Origin of the sequence: Sediminibacillus dalangtanensis (assembly GCF_017792025.1) — a bacterium.
GTDB classification, from domain to species: Bacteria; Bacillota; Bacilli; order Bacillales; family Amphibacillaceae; genus Sediminibacillus; species Sediminibacillus dalangtanensis.
Map to the genome: position 1 here is coordinate 3738496 of NZ_CP046956.1, position 23071 is coordinate 3761566.

20 protein-coding genes are annotated in these 23071 nt (G+C 45.6%); 2 read left to right on the forward strand and 18 right to left on the reverse strand.

What is annotated here, in order from left to right; translation table 11 throughout:
• Window positions 1–8: 8 nt before the first annotated feature.
• From ERJ70_RS18235 to argC, 11 genes are all read right to left on the reverse strand, one after another.
• Window positions 9–1697, reverse strand: coding sequence for a ribulokinase (locus ERJ70_RS18235; RefSeq protein WP_209366159.1), 1689 nt, complete (start codon window positions 1695–1697; stop codon window positions 9–11).
• A gap of 16 nt (window positions 1698–1713) precedes the next feature.
• Window positions 1714–2403 carry an L-ribulose-5-phosphate 4-epimerase gene (gene araD, locus ERJ70_RS18240; RefSeq protein WP_209366160.1) on the reverse strand — a complete coding sequence of 230 codons (690 nt, stop codon included), beginning with the start codon at window positions 2401–2403 and terminating at the stop codon, window positions 1714–1716.
• 432 nt (window positions 2404–2835) lie between these two features.
• On the reverse strand, window positions 2836–3174 hold the full coding sequence (locus ERJ70_RS18245) for a YckD family protein (protein WP_209366161.1): 339 nt from the start codon (window positions 3172–3174) through the stop codon (window positions 2836–2838).
• 102 nt (window positions 3175–3276) lie between these two features.
• A complete protein-coding gene (locus tag ERJ70_RS18250) occupies window positions 3277–4275 on the reverse strand; it encodes an NADPH:quinone oxidoreductase family protein (RefSeq protein ID WP_209366162.1) in 999 nt (332 codons plus the stop codon).
• Window positions 4276–4705: 430 nt separating this feature from the next.
• The gene (locus ERJ70_RS18255) at window positions 4706–5467 is read right to left on the reverse strand and encodes a C40 family peptidase (protein ID WP_209366163.1); all 762 of its coding nucleotides are present in this window, start codon (window positions 5465–5467) and stop codon (window positions 4706–4708) included.
• 49 nt (window positions 5468–5516) lie between these two features.
• Complete coding sequence (locus ERJ70_RS18260; protein WP_209366164.1) at window positions 5517–6170, reverse strand: hypothetical protein; 654 nt, start codon at window positions 6168–6170, stop codon at window positions 5517–5519.
• A 590-nt stretch (window positions 6171–6760) separates the two neighbouring features.
• Window positions 6761–7660, reverse strand: a complete 900-nt coding sequence (gene purU / locus ERJ70_RS18265) for a formyltetrahydrofolate deformylase (RefSeq protein WP_209366165.1) — start codon at window positions 7658–7660, stop codon at window positions 6761–6763.
• 289 nt (window positions 7661–7949) lie between these two features.
• Entirely contained in the window at window positions 7950–9137 is a 1188-nt protein-coding gene (gene argD / locus ERJ70_RS18270; RefSeq protein WP_209366166.1) for an acetylornithine transaminase, read from the reverse strand.
• Window positions 9130–9930: an acetylglutamate kinase gene (gene argB / locus ERJ70_RS18275; RefSeq protein WP_209366167.1), complete on the reverse strand. Its 801-nt coding sequence runs from the start codon at window positions 9928–9930 to the stop codon at window positions 9130–9132. The genes argD and argB overlap by 8 nt, the downstream gene beginning before the upstream one ends.
• 13 nt (window positions 9931–9943) lie before the next feature.
• Window positions 9944–11182 carry a bifunctional ornithine acetyltransferase/N-acetylglutamate synthase gene (argJ, locus tag ERJ70_RS18280; RefSeq protein ID WP_209366168.1) on the reverse strand — a complete coding sequence of 413 codons (1239 nt, stop codon included), beginning with the start codon at window positions 11180–11182 and terminating at the stop codon, window positions 9944–9946.
• A 15-nt stretch (window positions 11183–11197) separates the two neighbouring features.
• On the reverse strand, window positions 11198–12235 hold the full coding sequence (argC, locus tag ERJ70_RS18285; RefSeq protein WP_209366169.1) for an N-acetyl-gamma-glutamyl-phosphate reductase: 1038 nt from the start codon (window positions 12233–12235) through the stop codon (window positions 11198–11200).
• 214 nt (window positions 12236–12449) lie between these two features.
• Here argC and ERJ70_RS18290 point away from each other — a divergent pair, with 214 nt between their 5' ends.
• Window positions 12450–13457, forward strand: a complete 1008-nt coding sequence (locus ERJ70_RS18290; protein WP_209366170.1) for an NADP-dependent oxidoreductase — start codon at window positions 12450–12452, stop codon at window positions 13455–13457.
• Window positions 13458–14066: 609 nt separating this feature from the next.
• On the forward strand, window positions 14067–14771 hold the full coding sequence (locus ERJ70_RS18295; protein ID WP_374099828.1) for a C39 family peptidase: 705 nt from the start codon (window positions 14067–14069) through the stop codon (window positions 14769–14771).
• A gap of 178 nt (window positions 14772–14949) precedes the next feature.
• Here ERJ70_RS18295 and ERJ70_RS18300 read toward each other — a convergent pair whose 3' ends face one another.
• From ERJ70_RS18300 to ERJ70_RS18330, 7 genes are all read right to left on the reverse strand, one after another.
• Window positions 14950–15876 carry a fumarylacetoacetate hydrolase family protein gene (locus ERJ70_RS18300; protein WP_209366171.1) on the reverse strand — a complete coding sequence of 309 codons (927 nt, stop codon included), beginning with the start codon at window positions 15874–15876 and terminating at the stop codon, window positions 14950–14952.
• A gap of 99 nt (window positions 15877–15975) precedes the next feature.
• The gene (locus ERJ70_RS18305; protein ID WP_209366172.1) at window positions 15976–17898 is read right to left on the reverse strand and encodes a BglG family transcription antiterminator; all 1923 of its coding nucleotides are present in this window, start codon (window positions 17896–17898) and stop codon (window positions 15976–15978) included.
• Between the two features lie 132 nt (window positions 17899–18030).
• A complete protein-coding gene (locus tag ERJ70_RS18310; protein WP_209366173.1) occupies window positions 18031–19350 on the reverse strand; it encodes a 6-phospho-beta-glucosidase in 1320 nt (439 codons plus the stop codon).
• Window positions 19351–19484: 134 nt separating this feature from the next.
• Window positions 19485–20873: a 6-phospho-beta-glucosidase GmuD gene (gmuD, locus tag ERJ70_RS18315; RefSeq protein WP_309507157.1), complete on the reverse strand. Its 1389-nt coding sequence runs from the start codon at window positions 20871–20873 to the stop codon at window positions 19485–19487.
• A 15-nt stretch (window positions 20874–20888) separates the two neighbouring features.
• Window positions 20889–21194, reverse strand: a complete 306-nt coding sequence (locus tag ERJ70_RS18320) for a PTS sugar transporter subunit IIA (protein ID WP_209366174.1) — start codon at window positions 21192–21194, stop codon at window positions 20889–20891.
• Between the two features lie 30 nt (window positions 21195–21224).
• Window positions 21225–22559: a PTS cellobiose transporter subunit IIC gene (gene celB / locus ERJ70_RS18325; RefSeq protein ID WP_209366175.1), complete on the reverse strand. Its 1335-nt coding sequence runs from the start codon at window positions 22557–22559 to the stop codon at window positions 21225–21227.
• 94 nt (window positions 22560–22653) lie between these two features.
• Window positions 22654–22962 (reverse strand): PTS sugar transporter subunit IIB, encoded by a 309-nt coding sequence (locus ERJ70_RS18330; RefSeq protein ID WP_209366176.1) that lies wholly within the window; start codon window positions 22960–22962, stop codon window positions 22654–22656.
• Window positions 22963–23071 lie beyond the last annotated feature (109 nt).

Genomic DNA, 23071 nt, shown 5'->3' on the forward strand with positions numbered 1-23071 from the left:
CATGAGAGCTAAATTGTCATCCCGGATTCTTCTCTTGCGGAAGCTTTTAACTTTTTCAAATGTTTCATTACATCGTTGTCTCCGCGGCCGTAGTAATCATGCAATCTACTATATTCCTTGTAAAGTTGTTCGTACATTTCCACATTTTCAGGTATTGGTTCGATGACAGTATCCTGAACCCTGCCCATTTTTTCTGCAGCCTCGACGATGGAATCATAGCCTCCTTGACGACTGCCAGCGGCTACAGCTCCGAACATTGCTGCCCCTAACGCTGGGGTTTGCTTGGAGTCCGCAATCCGGATGTTTCTATTGGTGACATCCGCATAGATTTGCATGAGTAGTTGATTTTTTTGTGGAAGACCGCCACAAGCATATAACTCATCTACCGGCACTCCATTGTGATGGAAGGCATCCACGATTTTCCGTGTTCCAAATGCAGTAGCTTCCAAAATTGTTCTGTAAATTTCTTCTGGTTTCGTTTGTAATGTGGCACCGACCAGTAAACCACTTAATTCTGTATCGACTAGTACAGAACGGTTCCCATTCCACCAATCAAGCGCCACCATACCTGTTTCACCAGGTACGTAAGCAGCCGCTTTCGTTTCCAGCCACTGATGGACATTGACCCCTTCCTTTTCCGCAGCTTCAAAGACGTAAGCTGGACAAGCTCTGTCGACATACCAGGCAAAAATGTCACCTACGGCAGACTGGCCGGCCTCATAGCCAAAATAACCAGGGATGATACCGTCTTCCACTACCCCGCACATTCCCTCTACATTCCGCTCTTCCGTACCTAGCAGCATGTGACAAATGGAAGTACCCATGGCCATCACTAGTTTTCCAGGCGTGACCACTCCCATTGCAGGAACTGCCGCATGCGCGTCGACATTCCCCACTGCCACTGCAATTCCCGGTTGCAAGCCCGTAAGCGCTGCTATTTCAGGGGATAATCCTCCAGCTTTCGTGCCAAGCGGCACTACTTCTCCCCGAAGCTTTGTCTCCGTCAGATTTTCCAAGCGCGGGTCCAATGCCTTGAAAAATTCTTTGCCAGGATAGGAATCCTGCTTATGCCAAATAGCTTTGTAACCGGCAGTACAACTATTGCGCAACAAATTATTTGTCAGTTTGGAAACAACCCAATCTGTTGCTTCTACAAATTGATCCGTCTTTTCATAAATATCCGGAGCTTCGTTAAGAATCTGCCAAATTTTCGCTATCATCCACTCCGATGAAATTTTTCCCCCGTATCTAGGTAAAAATTCTTCTCCGCGTTCTGCTGCAATTTGATTCAGTTTATTTGCTTCTTCCTGTGCTGCGTGGTGTTTCCAAAGCTTCACCCAACTATGCGGGTTGTTCGCCAATGACTTATCAAAACATAACGGAATCCCCTTCCGATCAACCGGAAGCATGGTGCAAGCAGTAAAATCGATACCCAGACCGATGACATCCGCTGGATCGACTCCTGCTATTTTCATGACCGTAGGGATCGAATTTCGAATCACTTCCAAATAATCGTCCGGATGCTGTAATGCCCATTCAAGTCCGAGACTTTCTCCAGTAGGAAGTTGTTCGGTCATTACGGCATGCGGATAAGCCGTTACATGGTCGGCTATTTCCCTTCCATCATGAAGGGAAACAAGTACCGCCCGCCCCGACTCAGAACCGAAATCTACTCCGATTGCATATTTTTCTGTCATGGTTTCTCCTCCTCGGTTATTTCTGTCCATAGTAAGCATTCACTCCATGTTTTCTAAGAAAATGTTTATCTAGTAATGCTTGATCCATGGCGGCCATGTCCGGACTTAATTGATAGGTTTGCAAAGCCATTTTTGCTACCTCCTCCAGAACTACCGCATTATGAACAGCCTGCTTTGCATCTTTGCCCCAGTTAAACGGAGCATGGCTGTGCACCAGTACACTTGGTACCTGAACCGGGTCGATATCTTGAAATGTTTCAACAATCACTTTCCCTGTTTCCCCTTCATAATGCTGCTGGATTTCCTTGTCCGTCATTCGCCTGGTACAGGGGATTTCACCATAAAAGTAATCCCCATGGGTCGTTCCTAGTGGTGGAATAGCTTTACCAGCCTGTGCCCAACTTGTCGCCCAGGGGGAGTGCGTATGAACAATACCACCAATAGTTGTGAAATGTTTATAAAGAACCAAATGAGTAGGAGTATCGGAGGATGGCTTCAAGCTGCCTTCTACTACATTTCCATCCAAATCGACCACTACCATATCGTCCGCTGTTAAGTCATCATAAGCTACACCACTCGGTTTAATGACTACAAGACCGCTATCCCTGTCTAATCCGCTTACATTTCCCCATGTAAACGTTACTAGTTTGTACTTCGGCAATGCCAGATTAGCGTCTAATACATCCTGCTTTAATTGTTCAAGCATCAACTTATCTCCTTTCTCCTCAAAAACCTTATACGTATAAGTTGCCGTTATTTATATAATAATTCAAAATGTACGTACAATCAATAAAAATAATTGATTAGAAAAATACAAGTTATACAACTTTCAAAAAGTAGACGGTACATAAAAAAGAGAGAAGAAAAACCGGGGGGTGATGAATATCTTGTTATAGGATTGTTTAAGGTAAAACAACCAAGTAAGGAGACAGCAGGAAAGAAAGACAAAGGAACCTTTTTAAAATTTATTACTTAGAAGGTAAAAAGGTGTTTAATGAGGATGAAAGAAATACAAGCATGTTTCCATTCAGCTATCATCTAATTATTTTCATTTCTGATGATAGCGTCATGCCTAACCAGCATATAGTACGCTGCTATTATAGTTTAAAAGCCCAACCATGACTGGTTGAGCTTTTGGCTAGTGGGGGACTTTATCATGATGCTTGGCCTTATGATGTTTGTGATCGATAACAAAACCGTTCTCTTCAAGCATTTGATAATGCTCGTCAAGATGCTTGATGATTTGGTCGGCTTTTTCTTTCTCTATCACACCGAACTCTACATATTTGCTGATAATCCCTTTGCGCTTATCAAACATGTCCTGATACATAATTGCCAGTTCTTTTTGTTGGCTTTCCGTTAGTTCCGGCATTTTTTCTGGAGACTCCTGATCCTCCGCCTGAAGACTGCCCGCACCTAAAAACAAAACGGCTACCAATAGCGAAATGGCAAAACAACTTCGACAAAAACGCTCCATCACTTTCCCTCCTATCTATGTATCGTTAACGTCATTTTTTGCATCTTTTGCTGAACTATACAAAAAACCTCCGCATACTGCTCAGTATACGGAGGTTTGCCGTTATTTTTGAAGGTTGACGACCATGCGTCCTTGCGCTTTTCCTTCTAAAATGGTATTCAAAGCGTCGGGTAAGTCGTCGAGACTGATTTCTTTTTCAATGTATTCGGTCAATCCAGCTGGCTTCAAGTCACTTGCCAGGCGTTCCCAAACTTTTTTACGAATGTCCATCGGGCAATTAACGGAGTCGACTCCCAACAACTGGATACTGCGGCTGATAAACGGAAATACCGCTGTAGGAACGGACGTACCCCCGGTAAGGCCGCTTACAGCTGCCGCTCCACCATATTCCAGCTTAGTCAACAAGGCTGCAAGCTGCTCGCCTCCGACAGGATCGACTGCTCCTGCCCATTCCTGTTTATCGAGCGGACGAATTTTTCCATCATAAACTGCTTCACGGGAAACTATTTCATCGGCTCCAATGTTGCGGAGATAATCATGGGCGCTTTCCTTGCCTGTACTTGCAACGACATGATAACCCCGTTTGGCCAGCATAGCAATTGCGGTGCTACCTACGCCGCCAGTGGCGCCGGTAACCAGTACTTTCCCTTTATCAGGACTTAATCCAGCTGCCTCCAATTGTTGGATAGAGAGAGCGGCAGTGAAACCCGCTGTTCCAAAGATCATTGATTCTCTTAGTGATAAACCATCTGGAAGGGAAACGACCCACTCGGCAGGAATTCTGGCATATTCACTGTAGCCGCCATAATGTCCTGTTCCGATTTGATAACTAGTCGCGATAACTTTATCGCCGGGCTTAAACTGGTCGTCTTCCGATTCGACTACTTCGCCGGAAAGATCGATTCCTGGCACCATTGGGTAGGTTTCTACAATTTTGTTATCGGGTGTGTTAGCTATTGCATCCTTAAAATTAACACTGGAATAATGCACTTTTATCAGTACTTCTCCCTTTGGCAGTTCCTCGCTTTGAAGGGTCTTAATTCCGGCTGAAAAACCCGATTCTGTCTGATTCACTCTGTATGCTCGAAATGATTGATTCATATCCATGCTCCTTTCCTGTCTATCCTTCTCCTATGTATTTCCACTTATGCTGGTAGAATAATCTTTCTTGCTGCTATTCAATTATTCTACCTAGGCAGGGCTACATTTGAAAATTGCTCCTTGGCACAATAAATAAAACTGCGACATAACCTTCACGTGACTTCCTCTCACCCTTTGCAAAATGATTGCTAACCCGTCGCTGCGGAAAAACACTCCCTTTCCGGAGGGAAGCACGTTTCCGAAGACTTCAGCGAATGGGTTCTTCTTTCGTCTTCCAGTTAATCTTCGCAGCAGACTATCCCGGCCAACATGTTTTCAGAAAGACGAGTAACCACAGTCCCTAGCGTAACACCAAGTGAACAAAAGAAATTCTAGGATAGGATACTCATTTAGAAATCTGCTTCATAAAAAAACGCAACCGGATAAGCGGCTACGTGTTGAGAATGAACTTCACATCAGGGTGCTGGTAAACTGTTGTAAAGTCATCGTTCTCCTTTAAATTATTATACAGGTCTTCCGGCGAGAACCAAAGAAAATCGTTTTCCAGCTTATAGTCAGCTCCGTAATAGTAGCTGAGCCAAATCAATTTCGAGCAGTATATATATTCCCAGGGATCGTCCAGAGAAGATGACAGGTTGAACGAAAAAACAGGTGCCTGTTGTCCTTTTTCCTTGAATTCATTTAGATATCCTTCAGCATATTTCGCTGCAGCTTTACCAGCCTCAGAAGCTTTTGGCCGAAAGTGTCCGTGGACAGGATGCTTCGTCAAAAACTGTTGAATAGAGGCTTTGCGAATGGCCGGATGCAATCCCGGTGATTCAATGACACTTTCTTTATCTACCACGAGCGCCGAATGCCCGACATATCCGGTTTTTATCTCATCGAGATTGTCACTGGCGACCAAAATATCACCTGGTTGAAAATCCCGGTCTCTGGTGTCCCGGTGCCCTATTTGAAAATTCCAAGCCGCGGAAGACACAGGTGTTCCCGTTGGAAGCTCAAAAGAGATAATTTGTAACTGATGGGTTCCTTCCCGAAGCAGTGTCGTATCGATTGAAAAACGCCCACCTTGCACTTGGACCATATACAGTATCTGATCAATATAAACACTATAGCCCACATTGGACCTGTTCAAGCTTGATTCGATCGTAATACGTTCCGATTCTTGATGCACTTGAAAATAACTAGTCAATTTCATCACCGCCCATAGCTAATCTATTCAGCGGCAATAAAAAATGTGTCTAACTTGCTTGTTTTTCTTTTTCCTTCCTTCTTTGCATGATTTTTTTGACGAACGGTGCGTGATAAATGTAATCAAAAGCAGTGCTTATTACCAGTCCATGCAGAATCACTCCAACTATTGTCAGCAACACCACCGTCACCTGGCCGATTGCTGTGGTCGGATCAAAATCTGCCTGTCCAAAAAAGGCGAGACTCATCAAACTGCCGAGCAGTGCTTCCCAATAACTCGACAATCCTGGCTCAAAATAATACAACGGGATGATCGAAACAAATACTAAAACCATGGTAACGGAAAAAATGGCACCAATATGCTGCCGGCGTAAAACCTTCAGGAACGGCTTGGTATAGTACTTGGTGATCGTTTTCAAGCGCAGCAAGTGCAGAATCCTGGCTAAGCGGGCAAATTGGAAGACTGCATCTAAAGGAATCGCGGCAATCAAAAGGAAGGGATTGCTTTTGATAAATTGCCACTTGTGTTTGCTGCGGAGAAAACGATAGACGAAGTCAACGAAAAATATTGCCCAAGTGACCCAGATAATGTAACTGTCATACTGAGTGCTTTGCCAGATCGTTGCAACTGAGCAGGCGGCCAGGATGATCATGAACATTTCATAAATAAGCTGTTTTTTGGATTTAGTTTGCAATATTGCCATCCGGTCACCTCCGCTCTCCGTTTCGATAAATGATGCTTTCAGTATACCGGAAAACAAGCATTTCATAAAAGGAAAGAAGATCTCCACCAGGATTATGAAAGCCTACCTTTTCCCTGAACCCGAAACTGTATCTTGGAGCATGCGAAGTACTCATCAAATCACAGCGTAAAAGGAATCTATCTTAGGAGCTTACCTAATATGAAAAATCAAAAAAAGCCTGGGACAAGAGCATTGTGACATTGGTTCTGTTTTTAAAGTTAGCCAAAAGCAAACCGATCTACCTTCTCTTATGATAAGTGCCACTTTCCACTCCGGCAAGGTACTTCGCTTTCCGCGGGCACGGCTTCAGCTAACTTGGCAAAGAATACCGCTTTGCCAAGTGGATCTTCAGCTCGCGCTCATGGAACGCGTAGTATCTTGCCGTAACGATTCAAAGCACGCATCAAACAACAGGAAAAAAGAGAATACACAAATAAAAACCGAACGAATTGATTGGCATTTAGAATTCGCTCAGTTTTTGCTTTGGTGGCCATGCTTTTGTCACGGTCTCTTTGCTTTGCCTGCCATACTCTTGTCCAACTTATTATTGTTTAAAATACAATCGTTTTATTTTGATGGACAATGATCCGGTCTTCCAGCTGCCACTTGACCGCCCGAGCAAGGACGCTCCGCTCGATCGATTGCCCGATTTTCTTCATCGCCTCACTGTTGTCGCGATGGTCCACACGGCTAATATCCTGTTCAATGATCGGGCCTTCATCCAGTTCGTCGGTAACAAAATGTGAGGTCGCCCCTATTAACTTCACCCCGCGCTGATAGGCACGCTCGTACGGATTGGCACCGACAAAAGCCGGCAGGAAAGAATGGTGAATGTTAATGATTTTATTTTTGTTAGCTGCCACGAAATCTGGTGTAAGGATTTGCATATAGCGCGCCAGGACGATTACATCAATATCAAATTCCTTTAACAGCTCCAACTGTTTCGCTTCAACCTGTTTACGAATGTCCTTGTTAGCGGGAATGTGATAAAACGGAATTCCCAGTGATTCAACAATCCCCCTTGCATCCTCGTGGTTACTGATAACAAGCGGGATATCTGCTATCAAATCACCGCTTTGCCACTCCCACAACAGTTCACGAAGGCAGTGCAGCTCTTTACTTACAAAGATGGCCATTCGTTTTATCTGATAGACATAACTGAATCGCCAATCCATTTGAAAGGAATGAGCGATTGCTTGAAATTTCTGTTCCAGCTCTTTCTGTATAGCTGGAAGCTGCTCTGCTTCGAATACCACTCGCATAAAAAATTCCCCGCCGGCAGGGTCGGTCGTGTACTGATTAGATTCAATAATGTTGGCACCCTGCTGATATAGAAATTCAGAAACAGCCGAGACGATCCCCGGCTGATCCGGACAATGAATTAACAATCTTGCTTTGTTTTTATGTTGTTCCTGGAAAGTACTCCATTTGGTTTGTAATGCATCTGTCATGAAAAAATCCCTCTTTTTCTAAGTATCTGCCTTTATATTGTACTCGATATGCACAATATATTTAAGAAAAGTGCAAGCATCTCGCCTATCACCAAAGAATTTCACAACAGACACCAGTCTTCATTATGGATTTTAGAAATCCGGATGAACTTCTTTTTTTGCTTTTCTTATCTCGAATTCAAGTTTCATGCAACCGATGAGCGTCTTTTTTCGCATTCCCGAGCCCAAATCGTTCTTCCTAAACCTAAGGACCATTTACCAATCATCTGCGAAAGTAAAGTGGCGGTGCTTACGAAGCAAATACCTTTTCCATCACAGAAATGAATTGATCCACCTCTGTTTCATTGGTCGTCAATGGGGGCAGTATGCGGATTACATTTGGTCCGGCCAGCAGCACTAACAGCTGGTATTGCTCCCTCGCTTTTGTCACATAATCAACGGCATTGTCATCGACGACGATTCCCTGCAGTAGCCCCCTGCCTCTGATTTCCTTGATTTGAGAAAACTGCTGTTTTAGTCCATGTAATTTCTCTTCTAAATAGCTGCCTAATTCTGCAGCACGAGCAGTCAATTCATTCTCGATGATGTGCGTTACCGTTGAGAGCCCGGCCGTTGCAGAAAACGGATTCCCACCGAACGTACTGCCGTGCGATCCAGGTGAAAACGCCCGGGCCGCTTTTTGATTGGCGACGATTGCGCCAATAGGAATGCCGCTCCCCAGTCCTTTGGCCAGACTGATAACATCCGGTTCAATTCCGTATTGTTGATAAGCGAACAAGGTTCCTGTTCTGCCGATACCAGTTTGTATCTCATCGATCATCAGCAAAATGTCGTTTTGCTTGCAAAGATCCGCCAGCTGTTTCACCCAATCTTCATCGGCCGGAACGACTCCTCCCTCTCCCTGTACGAGTTCGAGTAAAACGGCGCAGGTTTTGTCTGTAACCAACTTTTCCAGTGCCTGCTTGTCATTATAGGGCAAATAGCGAAATCCTTTAGCCAGAGGGGCAAAGCCTTGTTGAATTTTATCCTGTCCCGTAGCCGCCAGGGTAGCGAGCGTCCGCCCATGAAACGATTGACGGAAGGTGACGACCTCGTATGCCTCGATCCCTTTGACTTCCTGCGCATATCGTCTTGCCAGTTTGATGGCAGCTTCATTTGCTTCGGCTCCGCTGTTGCAGAAAAACACTTGGTCGCCAAAGCTGTTCTCCACCAGTTTCTTTGCCAATTGTTCCTGAACTGGTATATGGTATAAATTCGAACAGTGCCAAATTTTTTCCAGCTGGATTTCCAGCTGTTCTTTTACGCTGTCCGGTGCGTGTCCTAAGTTACAGGTGGCGATGCCTGACGTATAGTCGAGATATTTGCCGCCCTCGTCGTCCCATACCCAGCTTCCTTTTCCTTTGACCAATGTAAGAGGAAAGCGATTATAGGTGGGCATGAGCATATCCGTAGCCGTTGGTATAGTTTGTTTAGACATATCCTACCTCCGAAGTTAAACTGATTTTTGTTCCGACCGCTGCCCCCTCGTAAAAAGACAGCAGACTGTCCGGTTCCAAACCATTCAAAATCACGGTTTCCGGCACGCGGTTCTTCAGCGCCTGCAGGGCTGAACGAACCTTCGGAATCATCCCGCCGTTGATGGTGCCATCGGCGATAAGTTGTTCAATTTGGCTGCTGGTCGTTTCATGCAAAACCTTTGTTTCACCGTTCTTTTCTACTAAAATGCCAGGAATATCACTGATGTAACATAACCTCGCCTGCAGTTCCTGCGCAACGGCTGCTGCAGCCACATCGGCGTTAATATTCAACTTCTTTCCATTTTCATCGATGGCAATCGGAGAAATGACCGGTATGAATCCTTGGTCGATGAGATGGTGAAGAATCGATACTTGCACGTTTTTCACCGTTCCGACAAGACCAATTGCAGCATTGTCAGATTGGATTGCCCGCAGCAGTCCGCCATCCACGCCGCTTAGGCCGAATCCTTTCCCGCCTTGATGCTGCAGATTTTGGACAAGCTGTTTGTTCATGGATCCGCTTAATACCATTTCCGCTACTTCCAATACTTCTTCCGTGGTCACTCTCAATCCGTCGACAAACTGTGTTTCCACTTGAAGGCGGGACAGGGTCTGGGAAATCAGCGGACCACCGCCGTGGACAAGCACCGGCTGGACATCTCCCTTGTTATGCAGTTCTGCGATATTCCGGTAAAAAGCCGGCGGCAGCTGTGAAAAAATACTGCCGCCGCACTTGATTACTACATATTCCAATCTGACCCCTCCCTCAAGTCCGATACGATGCATTTATTCGTACATAATCATAAGACAAGTCGCAACCCCATGCGGTGGCTTTGCCGGTTCCGCTGCCTAAATCGGTGTGAATCGACACATTGTCCTGTAATAAATAGTCCTTTGCCGCTGCCTCATCGAACGAAACAGGCATTCCATTGTTAACCACCAACACAGGTCCGAGCGAGATGCTGACTTTGTCGGGATCTACAGGCTGCCCGCTGTAGCCGATCGCCGTAATGATCCGCCCCCAATTGGCGTCTGCTCCGTGAATAGCGGTTTTCACCAAATTGGAAGAAATAATGGCTTTGCTGACGGCACGTGCCGCCTGATCTGACTCCGCACCTTCCACCTGGACCTCGACTAATTTGGTGGCTCCTTCTCCATCCCGGGCGATTTCTTTAGCCAGCGCTTCACAGACTACCGCAAGCCCTTGTTTGAAGAGAGACCAGTCCGGATGTCCTTCATGCAGCTGCTGATTTCCCGCTTTTCCATTTGCCAGCATAAGTACCATGTCATTCGTACTGGTATCTCCATCCACCGTTATCATATTGAATGATGTATTGGTGATATCCTTCAAGGCCGATGACAGGGCACCTTCTTCAACTGCTGCATCGGTGGTTATAAAACTCAGCATCGTGGCCATATTCGGGTGGATCATTCCCGATCCTTTAGCTGCTCCTCCGATGGATATTTTTTGCCCATCGATTTCTATTTCAACCGCAATCGCTTTTTCGCGGGTGTCTGTTGTTAAAATCGCCTTTCCGAATCGGGTGGCGAGATTATTGGTTTGCAGCTGGATTTGATCGATTCCGTATTTGATTTTTTCCATCGGCAAGGGTTCTCCGATCAACCCTGTAGATGCAATGGCCGTGAACTGCTCAGGGACACGGAAGGCTGCTGCTCCCCATTTCCGCATTTGATAGGCATCAGCCAGACCTTGCTCGCCTGTGCAGGCATTGGCGATGCCGGAATTGACTAAGAGTGCCTGGATTTTCTGTCCGCTCTTAATGCTTTCCTGGGTGACCTTAAGCGGAGCCGCCTGGAATGTGTTGATTGTATAAACACCAGCTGTTGTAGCGGGAACTTCAGAGTAGACCCAGCCGAAATCCAGCTTGGTTTTTCGAATGCCGCAATGGACGCCGCCGGCGGTAAACCCCTGAGGAGTGGCTATGTTTCCTTCCGGCAGCAGGGTCACTTCCTGTTCGGCCACTTGTTTTACTTGTTCTGTCATTTTTTTGCACCCTCCTTAAGGATAAATAGGTAAATAGTTTAAACCGGTTGCAACGTCCCAGCCTTTCAATAGATTCATATTTTGAATGGCCTGGCCTGAAGCTCCCTTGACCAAGTTGTCGATGACCGAAATGATGGTCAATTTCCCCGTCCTTTGATCTGCGTGAATGCCGATGTCACAGTAGTTGCTTCCATATACCTCTCTTGTTGCCGGCAGTTCCCCATTCCTACGGATACGCACAAACGGCTGCTCTCGATAAAACGCTGTGTATGCTTCGATCATCTCATCAGTAGAAACCGGCTGTGTAAAGTCAGCATAAATCGTACTCATAATCCCCCTCGTCATCGGTACCAGGTGAGTGGAAAAAGTCACTTGCACCGGGTGACCGGCCATTTTTCCAAGCTCTTGTTCTATTTCCGGTATGTGTTTATGTTGTCCTAGTTTATAAGCTTTCAAGTTTTCATTCATTTCCGGATAATGTGCATTTAGCGATGTTCCGCGTCCAGCACCGGAAACACCCGATTTGGCATCGATGATAATCGATTTTTCTTCTATCCAGCCGTTTTGAACCGCTGGCAGCAGTCCGAGCAATGTGGCGGTCGGATAACAGCCCGGATTGGCTACCAGATTTGCACCTGCAACTTCCTCCTCATAAATTTCGCTTAATCCATAAACCGCTGTTTCCAAATAGTTTTCATCAGCAGCAGGGGAACCGTACCATTCTTGATAGTCCGTCGGGGACTTCAGGCGAAAATCTCCAGAGAGATCAATGCATTTTACGTTATGCTCCAGGAACTGCGGTGCCAAATCCTTGCTGACAGCCGGCGGCGTGGCAAAAAAGACCAACTCGACACGTTCAGCCAGCTCCTGTACCACCAGTTCTTCCAAAGGCTTTTCCACGACCCCGACCGTATGGGGATAAACTGCACCAAGCGCCTGGCCGCTTTGCGAATGGGAGATAATCGCTTCAATTTCTGCATATGGATGATTATATAAAAACCGTATCAGTTCGATGGCACCGTAACCGGTCCCACCAATAATCGCTACCTTCACCGTCTATTCTCACTCCTGACCATTCCATTGATTGATAAATAATTATACTTTATTATGTATTTTTATACAAGTGCATTTCACCAATTTTACGGCGGTTTTTACATTCATGCTTATCTTCAATTGGATACCATGAATCAAATGAGATGCCAGCAAAAACGGGGAATGTTACCATTAAATAAAACGAATCTTATTATGGAACGAAAGGGAGAGAAGCATGGCGGAAAATCAAGAAATCCAATTAGTGAAAAGACCAGAAGCAATGCCGACTGAAGAACATATTCGCATAGTGGATACGGAAATGCCGGAGCCCGCGAAAGAGGAGGCACTGCTAAAGACCGTTTACGTGTCGGTCGATCCGTATATGAGAGGCCGTATGAGTAGCGCTAAGTCTTATATAGAACCATTTGCCCTGAACAAAGCAATCAGCGGTGGAGTGATTGCGCAGGTAGTAGAATCTAATGCAGAAAGCCTTCAGCCTGGGGATGTTGTCACCGGAACATTGCCGTGGGCAAAATATTCCACAGCGTCCGCTGAAAAACTCAGAAAAATAAATCCGGAGCTAGGACCGGTCACTACTTCCTTAGGTGTTTTAGGTATGCCTGGATTAACTGCCTATTTCGGTCTTACCGATATCGGAAATCCGAAAGCAGGGGAAACGGTCGTCGTTTCAGCTGCAGCTGGAGCTGTTGGATCGATTGTCGTACAAATTGCGAAAATCTATGGAGCTCATGTAGTGGGAATCGCCGGGAGTGAAGAAAAAACCCGCTATCTGACTGAAGAATTAGGAGCAGACAAGGCCATTAATTATAAAACCGATAACCTGTCGGAAGCTTTGGCTGAATCTTGTCCAGACGGTGTCGATGTTTATTTTGACAATGTCGGTGGAGAAGTGTCGGATGCTGTATATCCCCTGCTGAATGATCACGCAAGAATCCCCCAATGCGGGTCCATTGCTACATACAATGACCCGAACGCCCATGGGCCGCGGTTGCAAATGCACATCGTCAAATCGCGGGCATTGATCAAAGGGTTTATTGTCGGTGATTACCAGCCCCGGTTTAAGGAAGGCTTTACAAAGCTTGCAGAGTGGGTCAACAACAGGGAATTGACGTATAAAGAAACGATCAAAACCGGCTTCGAACAAATCCCCGAAGCATTTTTCGGCCTGTTCACAGGAGAAAACATAGGCAAACAGCTAGTTAAAACTGCTGAAATAGAATAAACAAAAATGAATCAAGCCGATTTGTCGACAGAGCACGGACAGATCGGCTTTCCACTATCTATAACACACCGTAATTTTTATCCAAAAAGACAAGTCTCGACCAATCCAACGTAATTTAGAGCAGAAATGAGCAATCTTGGTGATTTTCTTTCTATGAAACTTGTACTATAATAAACACTAATTTAGTCAGACAGGAAGAAGTTGATCCGATTGAAAAAACTGCTTATTCTATTACCGTTTATATGCTTGGCATCGATCTTTTATTTATTCTATAAAACTACCGTTTTGCCCGCTAAAGTGGAAGTGAAAACTACAGCAGCGGATACATCCTTAAAACAGATCCCCACTCCCGTTGTCGAATCAGACGCAGAGCTGCAGATCGGAGAAAATCAAGTAAGCAATCCGATACTGCGTAAAGGGAATGAATACTACTTACCGGCCGACCCGCTTTTGGCTTATCAGCCATCCACAGAACTTGCTTACGATCCGATTTTGCAAGTGGCAACTGCCACTATAGAGGACGAACGGCTTTATTTTCCGCAAGCGCAGGAAAACAGCTACCAGGCAAGCCTGGAGGCTTTAGAAACACAATCACTTGATCAAAGACAAGTGATTGCCTATGGCAATAAACTTTATGCCACTGCAGACTTCCTGAGGCAGCTCGATATCCCAATAGCAAAACAGGAGCAAGCCGATGATCCTTTATTCGTTCTGGACATCCCGGAAGAAAAAGCGGAATTGCCACTGGATGTGCCGCTAATCGAACAGATGGCGGCACCCCGGCTGTACAATGGCTGCGAGGTAACGAGTCTTGCCATGATCTTGAATTATCATGGCATAGAAGTAACGAAAAATGAACTTGCTGAGAACGTCCATGTCGTCCCGCTTACTTATGAAAACGGGTTGAAGGGAGATCCGAATGAAGGTTTTGTCGGAAACATGGCGGACGGTCCGGGCCTCGGTGTTTATCATGGTCCAATACTGGATTTAGCCAAACAATATGTTGGTGACAGAGCAGTCGATTTAACTGGCAGCAGCCCTGATGCAATCTATCAATCATTGGATAAAGGGCTTCCTGTATGGATCATTACCACTACCTCCTTCGCTCCTGTCGGCGGTTTTGAAACCTGGCAGACTCCGAATGGAGAAATAGAAGTGACATTCAGCCTTCACAGCGTGGCTGTAACCGGCTATGAGGACGACTACGTATATATCAATGACCCTTATGGAGGCAAAAACAAACAGATAGACCGGGACAATTTTGAAAAAGCCTGGGAACAAATGGGCAGTCAGGCAATCGTTATTGAAGAATAATCATAGCAGCTGAAAAAAGCGGCTGGGGTATAACGTAATTCCTCATCCTGTTGTTTGAGTTGCTTTTCCAACCGCTGCGGCAAGGTACTGCAACTTTATTATTTGCTAGGTTTAAATCACCGCTTATATGAAATCAAAACCGAACGAGTTCGAATGGGCTTTCCTTTGCTCACGCTCTTTATGCATCTTGATCGATTACATAGTTTTCCATCATCCCGATGCCTTCGATTTCCATCGTGACCCGGTCTCCTGCTTTCAGGAATGTCGGCGGATCCATCGCAAAACCGACACCATGCGGGGTGCCTGTCAAAATAATATCACCTGGTTCCAGTGTCATTAGCTCCGATAGGAAGGAAACGAGATACGGTACATCGAAAATCAGCTCGCTGGTATTGGAGGATTGACGCTGCTCGCCATTGATATATGATTTCACTCCCAGTTTACCAGGATCCTGTATCTCATCGACTGTTACGATCCAGGGACCAATTGGTGTACTCCTGTCGAGTGTCTTTCCCTGTAGCCACTGCGGTGTCCGTTTTTGTAAATCACGAGCTGAGATGTCATTGGCGATTGTATAGCCCGCAATGTATTGATCCGCTTCCTTTCTGGCAACTTTCTTCGCGCGCTTGCCGATTACCACAGCAAGTTCTACTTCGTAGTCGAGTTTTTCCGTGGCCGATGATTTTTCGATACTGTCTTCCGGACCAATTAGAGCATTGGCAAATTTGGCAAACAACACCGGATGTTCGGGAATGGTACTCTTCATTTCTTTTACATGATCTGCATAATTAGTGCCGATACAAATGATTTTCCCCGGATTAGGAACCGGAAGCTCGAGCTTTACTCCAAATCGTTCCACTTCAGTGCTTGCCACTTGGTGCTCCACTGCATATGTGTATGCCGTTTGCGCGCGACGGATGCCCGTATGGCCGAGACGATAGAAAGCAGTAGGATTGGATGGCAGTAGGATTGCGTCCATTTCTTCATTACGCGACAGAAGGAATTGCCTGTGGGCTTCCTGGAGATCAATAATCCGATCACCGTGGATAGCACCAATACGTGTTTCTCCAAACTTGTGTTTATATGTATAACTGGCCAGCTTCATCTTCTTTCCCCGCTTTCGAAAAATTTATATAATGATAGTCTTATTATAACGGATTCGTTCAAAGAAAAAAGCATTCAAGCTTTCTGAATGCTTTTCCATTTATTTAGGGAGCACATCAATGAATGCTTCATAGTCCCGTGCTTTCAATAATTTTTGCACAATAGCAGGATCATCGATCACCCTGCCGAGCAAATCATACATCGACTGTAAATCGGCTGTGCTGTCCTTCTCCACACTGAGCAGGCAGACAAATTGCACGCGCTTCCCGCTCCAGTCAATTGCTCGCTTCAATGTGCAAAAAGCCAGAAACGTTTGATTCGATTGCGGCGTGATGGGATGGGGGACTGCCACCAGATTCCCGAATGCTGTAGGCGCCACAGCTTCCCTCTCTTCCACTGCCGCAAGGAACGTCTCGTCCACCAATTTTCTTTCAGTCAAAGTATCAGCGAAAAACTCCAGAACCTCCTGCTTGGAAGCGAAGTCCTTCTGTAAAAAAATCAGGTCCTGCTTAAAATAATCGGCGATACTTTGTTTCGGATCGGCTACATACGTCTCGATTTTCTTCAAATCGGTGTCACCGAGTATTGTGTTCACTTCGATGACAGGCACCGGAAGTTGCTCAGAAATCGGAATCGAGCTTACAATAAAATCGATATCTTGAAAAGACGCCTGATTCAACCTGTAGTACTCTGTCGTCCCGACGACGTCTAGCTTCTCCCCGAATTGGGACTTCAGCTTATAAAACAGTAATTGTGCACTACCCATCCCCGAGGCGCAAACAACCAGGCATCGCTTCGGTCCTGTTTTCAGCTTTTGCCTTTCGATGGCCGCTCCGATATGAAGCGCCAAGTAGCCAATTTCATTTTCATCAATTTTGGCATCGGTGTATTCTTCGAGCACAAGACCCGCGATAAGACCTGCTTCAAAAGCCAGCGGGTAATTGGTTTTGATATCCTCCAACATGGGGTTCCGAATATTCATTCCGTACTTATACCGATTGATGGCTGGCTTTAAATGAAGGCCAAGACTGATGATCAGCTCTTGATCCTGCCTGATGCCAAGTGCAAGTTTTTCTTCTATACGGTCGAGGATGCTCATCACCACTTGATAAATATCATCCTCCATCACCTGATCGACTTCCATACCGGTTTGGTATAACATTTTTGTCCCCAACAAGTGAATGGCTATATAGGCGATCTCTGTTTGCGGGAAAACGACTTGAAAGCTTTCCTCGACCCGCCCGACGATTTTTTCGGCAACCTGGTATTCTTTTTTGTCGAGAATGTCATCCAAATCTTTATGATATAGAGAAACATGGTATCCATTTTTGATCCGTTGATAAGCGATTGCCAAATGAATGAATAAATTATTGATGGCGATATCAGACAAGGTGAGCCCGTTTTCTTTGATTTGATTCATGATGATCTTCCAAATGACCGTCAAATCTTCCTTCGCTAGGGAAGTCAGCTGGTCATTCAACAGCCTTTGGCCAGCCTCTTCACTGCGATCGAAAATATACTCAGCCATGCAAAACCGAAGCTTTAATTCACTGCCGGTGACCTTCAGGCCATAATTAGGACGGCTTTCCAAGTGGATATCATAGTTAGCCAATATTTTTTTCGCATTTTTTAAATCATTTTGAATCGTCGATTTACTGATATGCATTTCTTCTGCCAAGTCATCCAGCTTCAAATAATTGTCTGTAAGCAGCAGCCGCCTGATCAGGTAAGCTGTCCGTTCCTCTGGAAGATCAGGAACGAGCGGGGCTTCATCTGTTTCCTCTTCTAAAACCTCTTGAAGGAATTTGCGGAACTTTTGATCATCCTTGATATGAAGCTTGTATCCAGTTCCGCGAATCGATTCGACTACTGCGCCGTTATGGGAGAGTGTGCCGTCGAGCTGCTTCACATCTTCCCTTGTCGTCCTGGATGTCACTTGATTGATACTGGCCAAATAGTCACTTGTCAGCGGCGATCGGGCTGCCATTAATTCACGCAGTATGGTAATGGTCCGGGAGTTCATCTAAACGCCTCCTTTCATCCATGCTTGATTCGTTCCTTCACGCGGAAAAAAGGTTCTGAATGCATCAGAACCTTTTCCAACTAATAGGATTTTTCACCAATACACGATTGGCTGCGAGGTACTGTCGTTTTATTATACTACTGTTTGAAAAAATTGTGGCAAGTGTGCTTTATGCGCTTCCAGCATTTCATCGAGAATCTGTTTGGCAACCGTGTCGGACGGTACTAACGGGTTAATGGTCATGGCAAGCAGCGCTGTATTGTAATCACCGGTCACAGCAGCTTCAGCAGCTGTCCGCTCGAACGATTTGATTTGCTGAACAAGCCCTTGTACTGGAACCGGCAATTCACCTACCTGAATCGGTTTCGGTCCGTCCTTGGTGATCACACAATTCACTTCTACTGCAGATTCTGCAGGGATGCCGGCAATTGCTCCGTTGTTTCTCGTATTGACTGGCTGGATATCCCCTCGATTGTTGTAAATCGAGTCAATCAGACTACAGGCGGCATCACTGTAATAAGCTCCTCCCCGCTCTTCCAGCTGTGGAGGCTTGATCGTCAGTTCTGGGTCGCTGTACAGTTCAAACAATTCCTTTTCCAGCTGCTGGACTACCTCTGCGCGCGAGCCCGCTTCGTTTGCTTCTTTTTTCTCCTGGTTCAGCATTTTATCGGTTTGATAATAATAACGATGATACGGACATGGAAGGACTTTCAATGCCTGGAGGAATTCCGGCTCCCAGCCGAGATCGACGATGTTTTTCATGGTCATGCTTTCTCCGCTAGTCAGTTTATCCAGTACCAGGCCGGTAACTTCCTCTCCATCAAGATAAACATGGAGTCCGAACACCATATGATTCAGGCCGGCAAAATCGATGTGTACCCGATCCGGCTCCACCTCCAGCATTTCTGCCACGCTCATCCGCATTCCGATCGGCACGTTGCAAAGCCCGACCGTTTTTGTGATGTTGCTGTAACGCAAGACCGCTTCTGTCACCATCCCGGCTGGATTAGAAAAGTTAATTAGCCAGGCATCGGGGCATAACGCCTCTATATCCTTGCATATGTCCAGTATCACCGGGATCGTTCGCAAGCCTTTAAACAAACCGCCGGGACCATTGGTCTCCTGTCCGATCACATCATACTTGAGTGGTATTTTTTCGTCTTTAGCACGAGCCTCCAGCAACCCCACCCGAATTTGGGTCGTGACAAAATCTGCTCCAGGCAGTGCCTCCTTTCGGTCATAGGAAAGCTTGATTTCCATCGGGACACCTGCCTTTTTCACCATCCGCTTGGCAAGTGCGCCTACTGTTTCGAGCTTTTCTTTTCCTTCTGGAATATCGACGAGACACAGTTCCCTGATCGGAAGCTCGTTGTACCGCTTGATAAATCCTTCTACCAACTCAGGTGTGTAGCTTGATCCTCCGCCGATCGTCACCACTTTGATACCAGTCATTATTTTCACGCCTCTCCACTGTTATCGTCATTGCTTTTAGTCAAATCCGCAAAAAAGGATGGAAAAAAAGACGCAGCGGGATGATTACAATCAATCGGTTCCCGCTGCGCCTCCCCTAATCAGTCGCAGCAAGGTTAAAAGCCATTATTTTCTGCAACTTGTTTGATCCACTCAGCACTTTTCTTCGGTGTTCTTTCTTTTGTTTCTATATCTACGGAAAAGAATCCATATCTATTCTTATAAGCATTCATCCAGGACCAATTATCCATGAATGACCATAAATGATAGCCTTTTGTATTGGCCCCTTCTTCGATTGCTTTATGAAGCCATTCTAGATGACCTTTAATAAATTCTATCCGATAATCATCCTGGATTTGACCGTTTTCGATAAAGCGATCCTCGTCCTGGACACCCATTCCGTTTTCAGATATGAAGGATTCGATGTTGCCATAGTTTTCTTTCAGATTCATCATGATATCGTAAATACCTTTTTCGTAAATCTCCCAGCCGCGATATTTGTTCATTTTCCGGCCCGGCATCTCGTAATGATCAAAGAACCATTCCGGCATAAACGGACTGTAAGGGTTAGGCAGTGTTTCTTTCGCTTTGACACGACGAGGCTGATAATAGTTAACACCAAGCAGATCCACTGTGTTGTTTTTGATCAATTGCTTATCGCCATGTTCTGTCACAGGCAACTGGCCATGTTCCTCAAGGATATCGATCAATTCTTGTGGATATTCCCCTAAAACAGATGGATCGAGGAAACTGCGGTTAAAGAACAAATCGGCAATCCGGGAGGCCCTTAAGTCAGCAGGATTCTGGCTCCTCGGGTAAGAAGGAGTCAAATTCAAGATGATACCGATTTTTCCTTCTTTGATAGCAAAGGTGCGGAACGTCTCTACCGCCTTGGCATGCGCCACCATCGTATGATAAGCAACCTGTGCTGCCCGCTTGGCATCGACTACGTTCGGATAATGAAAATCATACAGATAACCACCCTCAACCGGCACAATTGGTTCGTTAAACGTAAACCATTTGCTGACCCGGTCGCCAAACAAACGGAAAGCATGCTTGGCATATTCAGCATAAGCCTCGACGACCGCTCTGCTTTCCCAACCGCCCTCGTTTTGCAGTTCCAACGGCATGTCAAAATGATACAAATTGACAAACGGTTCAATGTCGTTGGCAATCAATTCATCGATTACATTGTTATAAAAGGTGACTGCCTCCTGATTCACTTCCCCGCGACCTCCGGGGATAAGACGGGACCAGGAAATCGATAGACGAAACGTATTGTGGCCGATTTGCTTCATCAGCTGGACGTCTTCTTTATAGCGATGATAGAAATCAGAAGTGGTCTGTGGTCCTACTCCTTCAAAAAAACGGTTCGACTCTTGATCATACCATTCGTCCCAAATATTTCGGCCTTTGCCGCCTTCCTTGGCAGCTCCTTCGATTTGCGTGGCAGAGGTAGCGCTTCCCCACCAGAATCCTTCCGGAAATTTGTATTGAACAGACATAGCTATTACCTCCAGTTACTTGTGTCGATAGATTTCGATGATTTCCACGGCTAAATCTCTCACGGTCATCGAGGTCATCAGGTGGTCCTGTGAATGCACGAGAATCACATTCACAGAAGCCCCCTCCCCGCTTGCTTCTTCTTGAAGCAATTTTGTTTGATAACCGTGCGCTTTGCCAAGCTCCTCGCCTGCTTCTTCGATGAGACGGTCGGCTTCAGTAAAATTTCCTTCTTTTGCCTCCTGGATTGCTTCCATGGCACTCGACTTGCCATTTCCAGCGTACAAGATGATTTGAAAAGCAATTTCTGTTAAGTTATCCATCGGTTATTCCACCTTCGAGTCTCAAGTTAGTTACATATTTACCGTTTCATTCCGCTGATCTTCCGCAGAATTTTCATTTTCATAATATTGTTTATCCATGATTTTCAGGAACGGCCACCAGATGACAAACACCACAGCGATGTTGACCAATTGCAAAGCCCCGCCCTGCCAGCTGTTGCCTGTCGCCAAGAATCCGCTCAGCACGGTTGGCGTTGTCCAAGGCACGATGACACCATTCGGATAAGGAACCATACCAGAAGCCATCGCAAAATAAGTGATGAACGTAACGATAACAGGCGCGATCAACCAAGGGATGATGACCAACGGATTCATGATGATCGGAAGACCGAATATCACCGGTTCGTTTACGTTAAATATTCCTGCCGGTGCTCCCAATTTACCCAATTCTTTCAATTGACGACTTCGCCCGATCAGGAAGATACCGATGATAACTGCCAACGTCATTCCGGAGCCACCGATACCGACAATGAAGGTATCGATGAACTGCTTGGTGACAATGTTGGGAAGTTCCTGTCCAGCATTGAAAGCTTCCAGGTTTTGGTTGTTCAAAGCGTACCAGATTGGATCAAACACAGAGTTGACGATAATCTGGCCGTGCAGCCCGAAGAACCAGAACAATTGAATCAACAAGACCGCAATCAGCGTGGCCGGCAGTCCGCTTCCAAGTGCTGTAAGCGGCTCTTGAATCAAGGTATAGATGAAGTTTTGTACGGTATCAAATGGTGTGTAGCTGAAAATAATTCGGACAATCAGAAATATAGATAATGTCAGGGTGATCGGAATCAATGCGCTGAATGAACGTGAAACAGCGTCCGGAACACCTGCCGGCATTTTGATTGTCCAATCTTTTTCTACAAAGAAACGGTACAGTTCAGCAGCAAAGAAAGCGGTAAAAATACCAAGGAACATCCCTTCTGCTCCCAAGCTTGCAGTCGGAATGACACCGCCTACCTGCTCAATGGTTTCATTTGCCGTTTCGAAATCGATCACCTGCGGCGTAAGAATTAAAAATGAAGCCAGAGCAACGGCACCGCCATAAATCGATTCGCCTCCATAATGTTCCGTCAACTTATAACCAATACCAATAATAACGAACAATCCCATAATACTCAGGGTGGAAGCAGATGCAGGTCCTAAGGCAGCCTGGTATGCTTCATAGGCGCTTTCACTGATCCACTGATCAAGGAAAGGAAAATTGGCAATAACGACAAAAATGGAACCAAAGATGATGAAAGGCAATGCAACCATAAAGCCGTTGCGCAATGCCGTCAAATAGCGGTTGTTATTTAGTTTATCCGCTATCGGCATTAGAATATTTTCTAAAACCTCCATGAATTTGTTCACGTTTATTCTCCCCTTTTCTCCAAAACGGCCCGCCGTCAACCAACGTACTGTGCCACTCGCTGATCGAACGGGCCTGTTTTATTCTGTTAAGCTATCATTCACCCATTAGTTCTAATGCTTTATTCAAAACGGCTTCTCCATCGACTCTGCCGTAAGACATCGGATCAATAACGTCCAGTGGGATACCTACCTCATCGGCTGTTTTGGAAAATTTCTTTTTCATAAAGCGCATTTGCGGTCCGATCAACAGTACATCGGCACGCTCCATTTCTTTCGGTGCTTTATCCTGTGCAACAGCCCAAATTTCAGCTTCAATGCCTTTTGCCTCTGCTGCCTCTTTCATCTTCGAAACTAATAAGCTAGTGGACATTCCTGCTGAACATGCGAGTAATATATGTTTCATCTATAATTCCTCCTAAGATGCTGTTATTTTGTATCTGCTTTCATTGTAGATTACAAACGCTTTCAAGAACACACATTGTTTTTCCGTTGCACAACGGAAATGATTATGC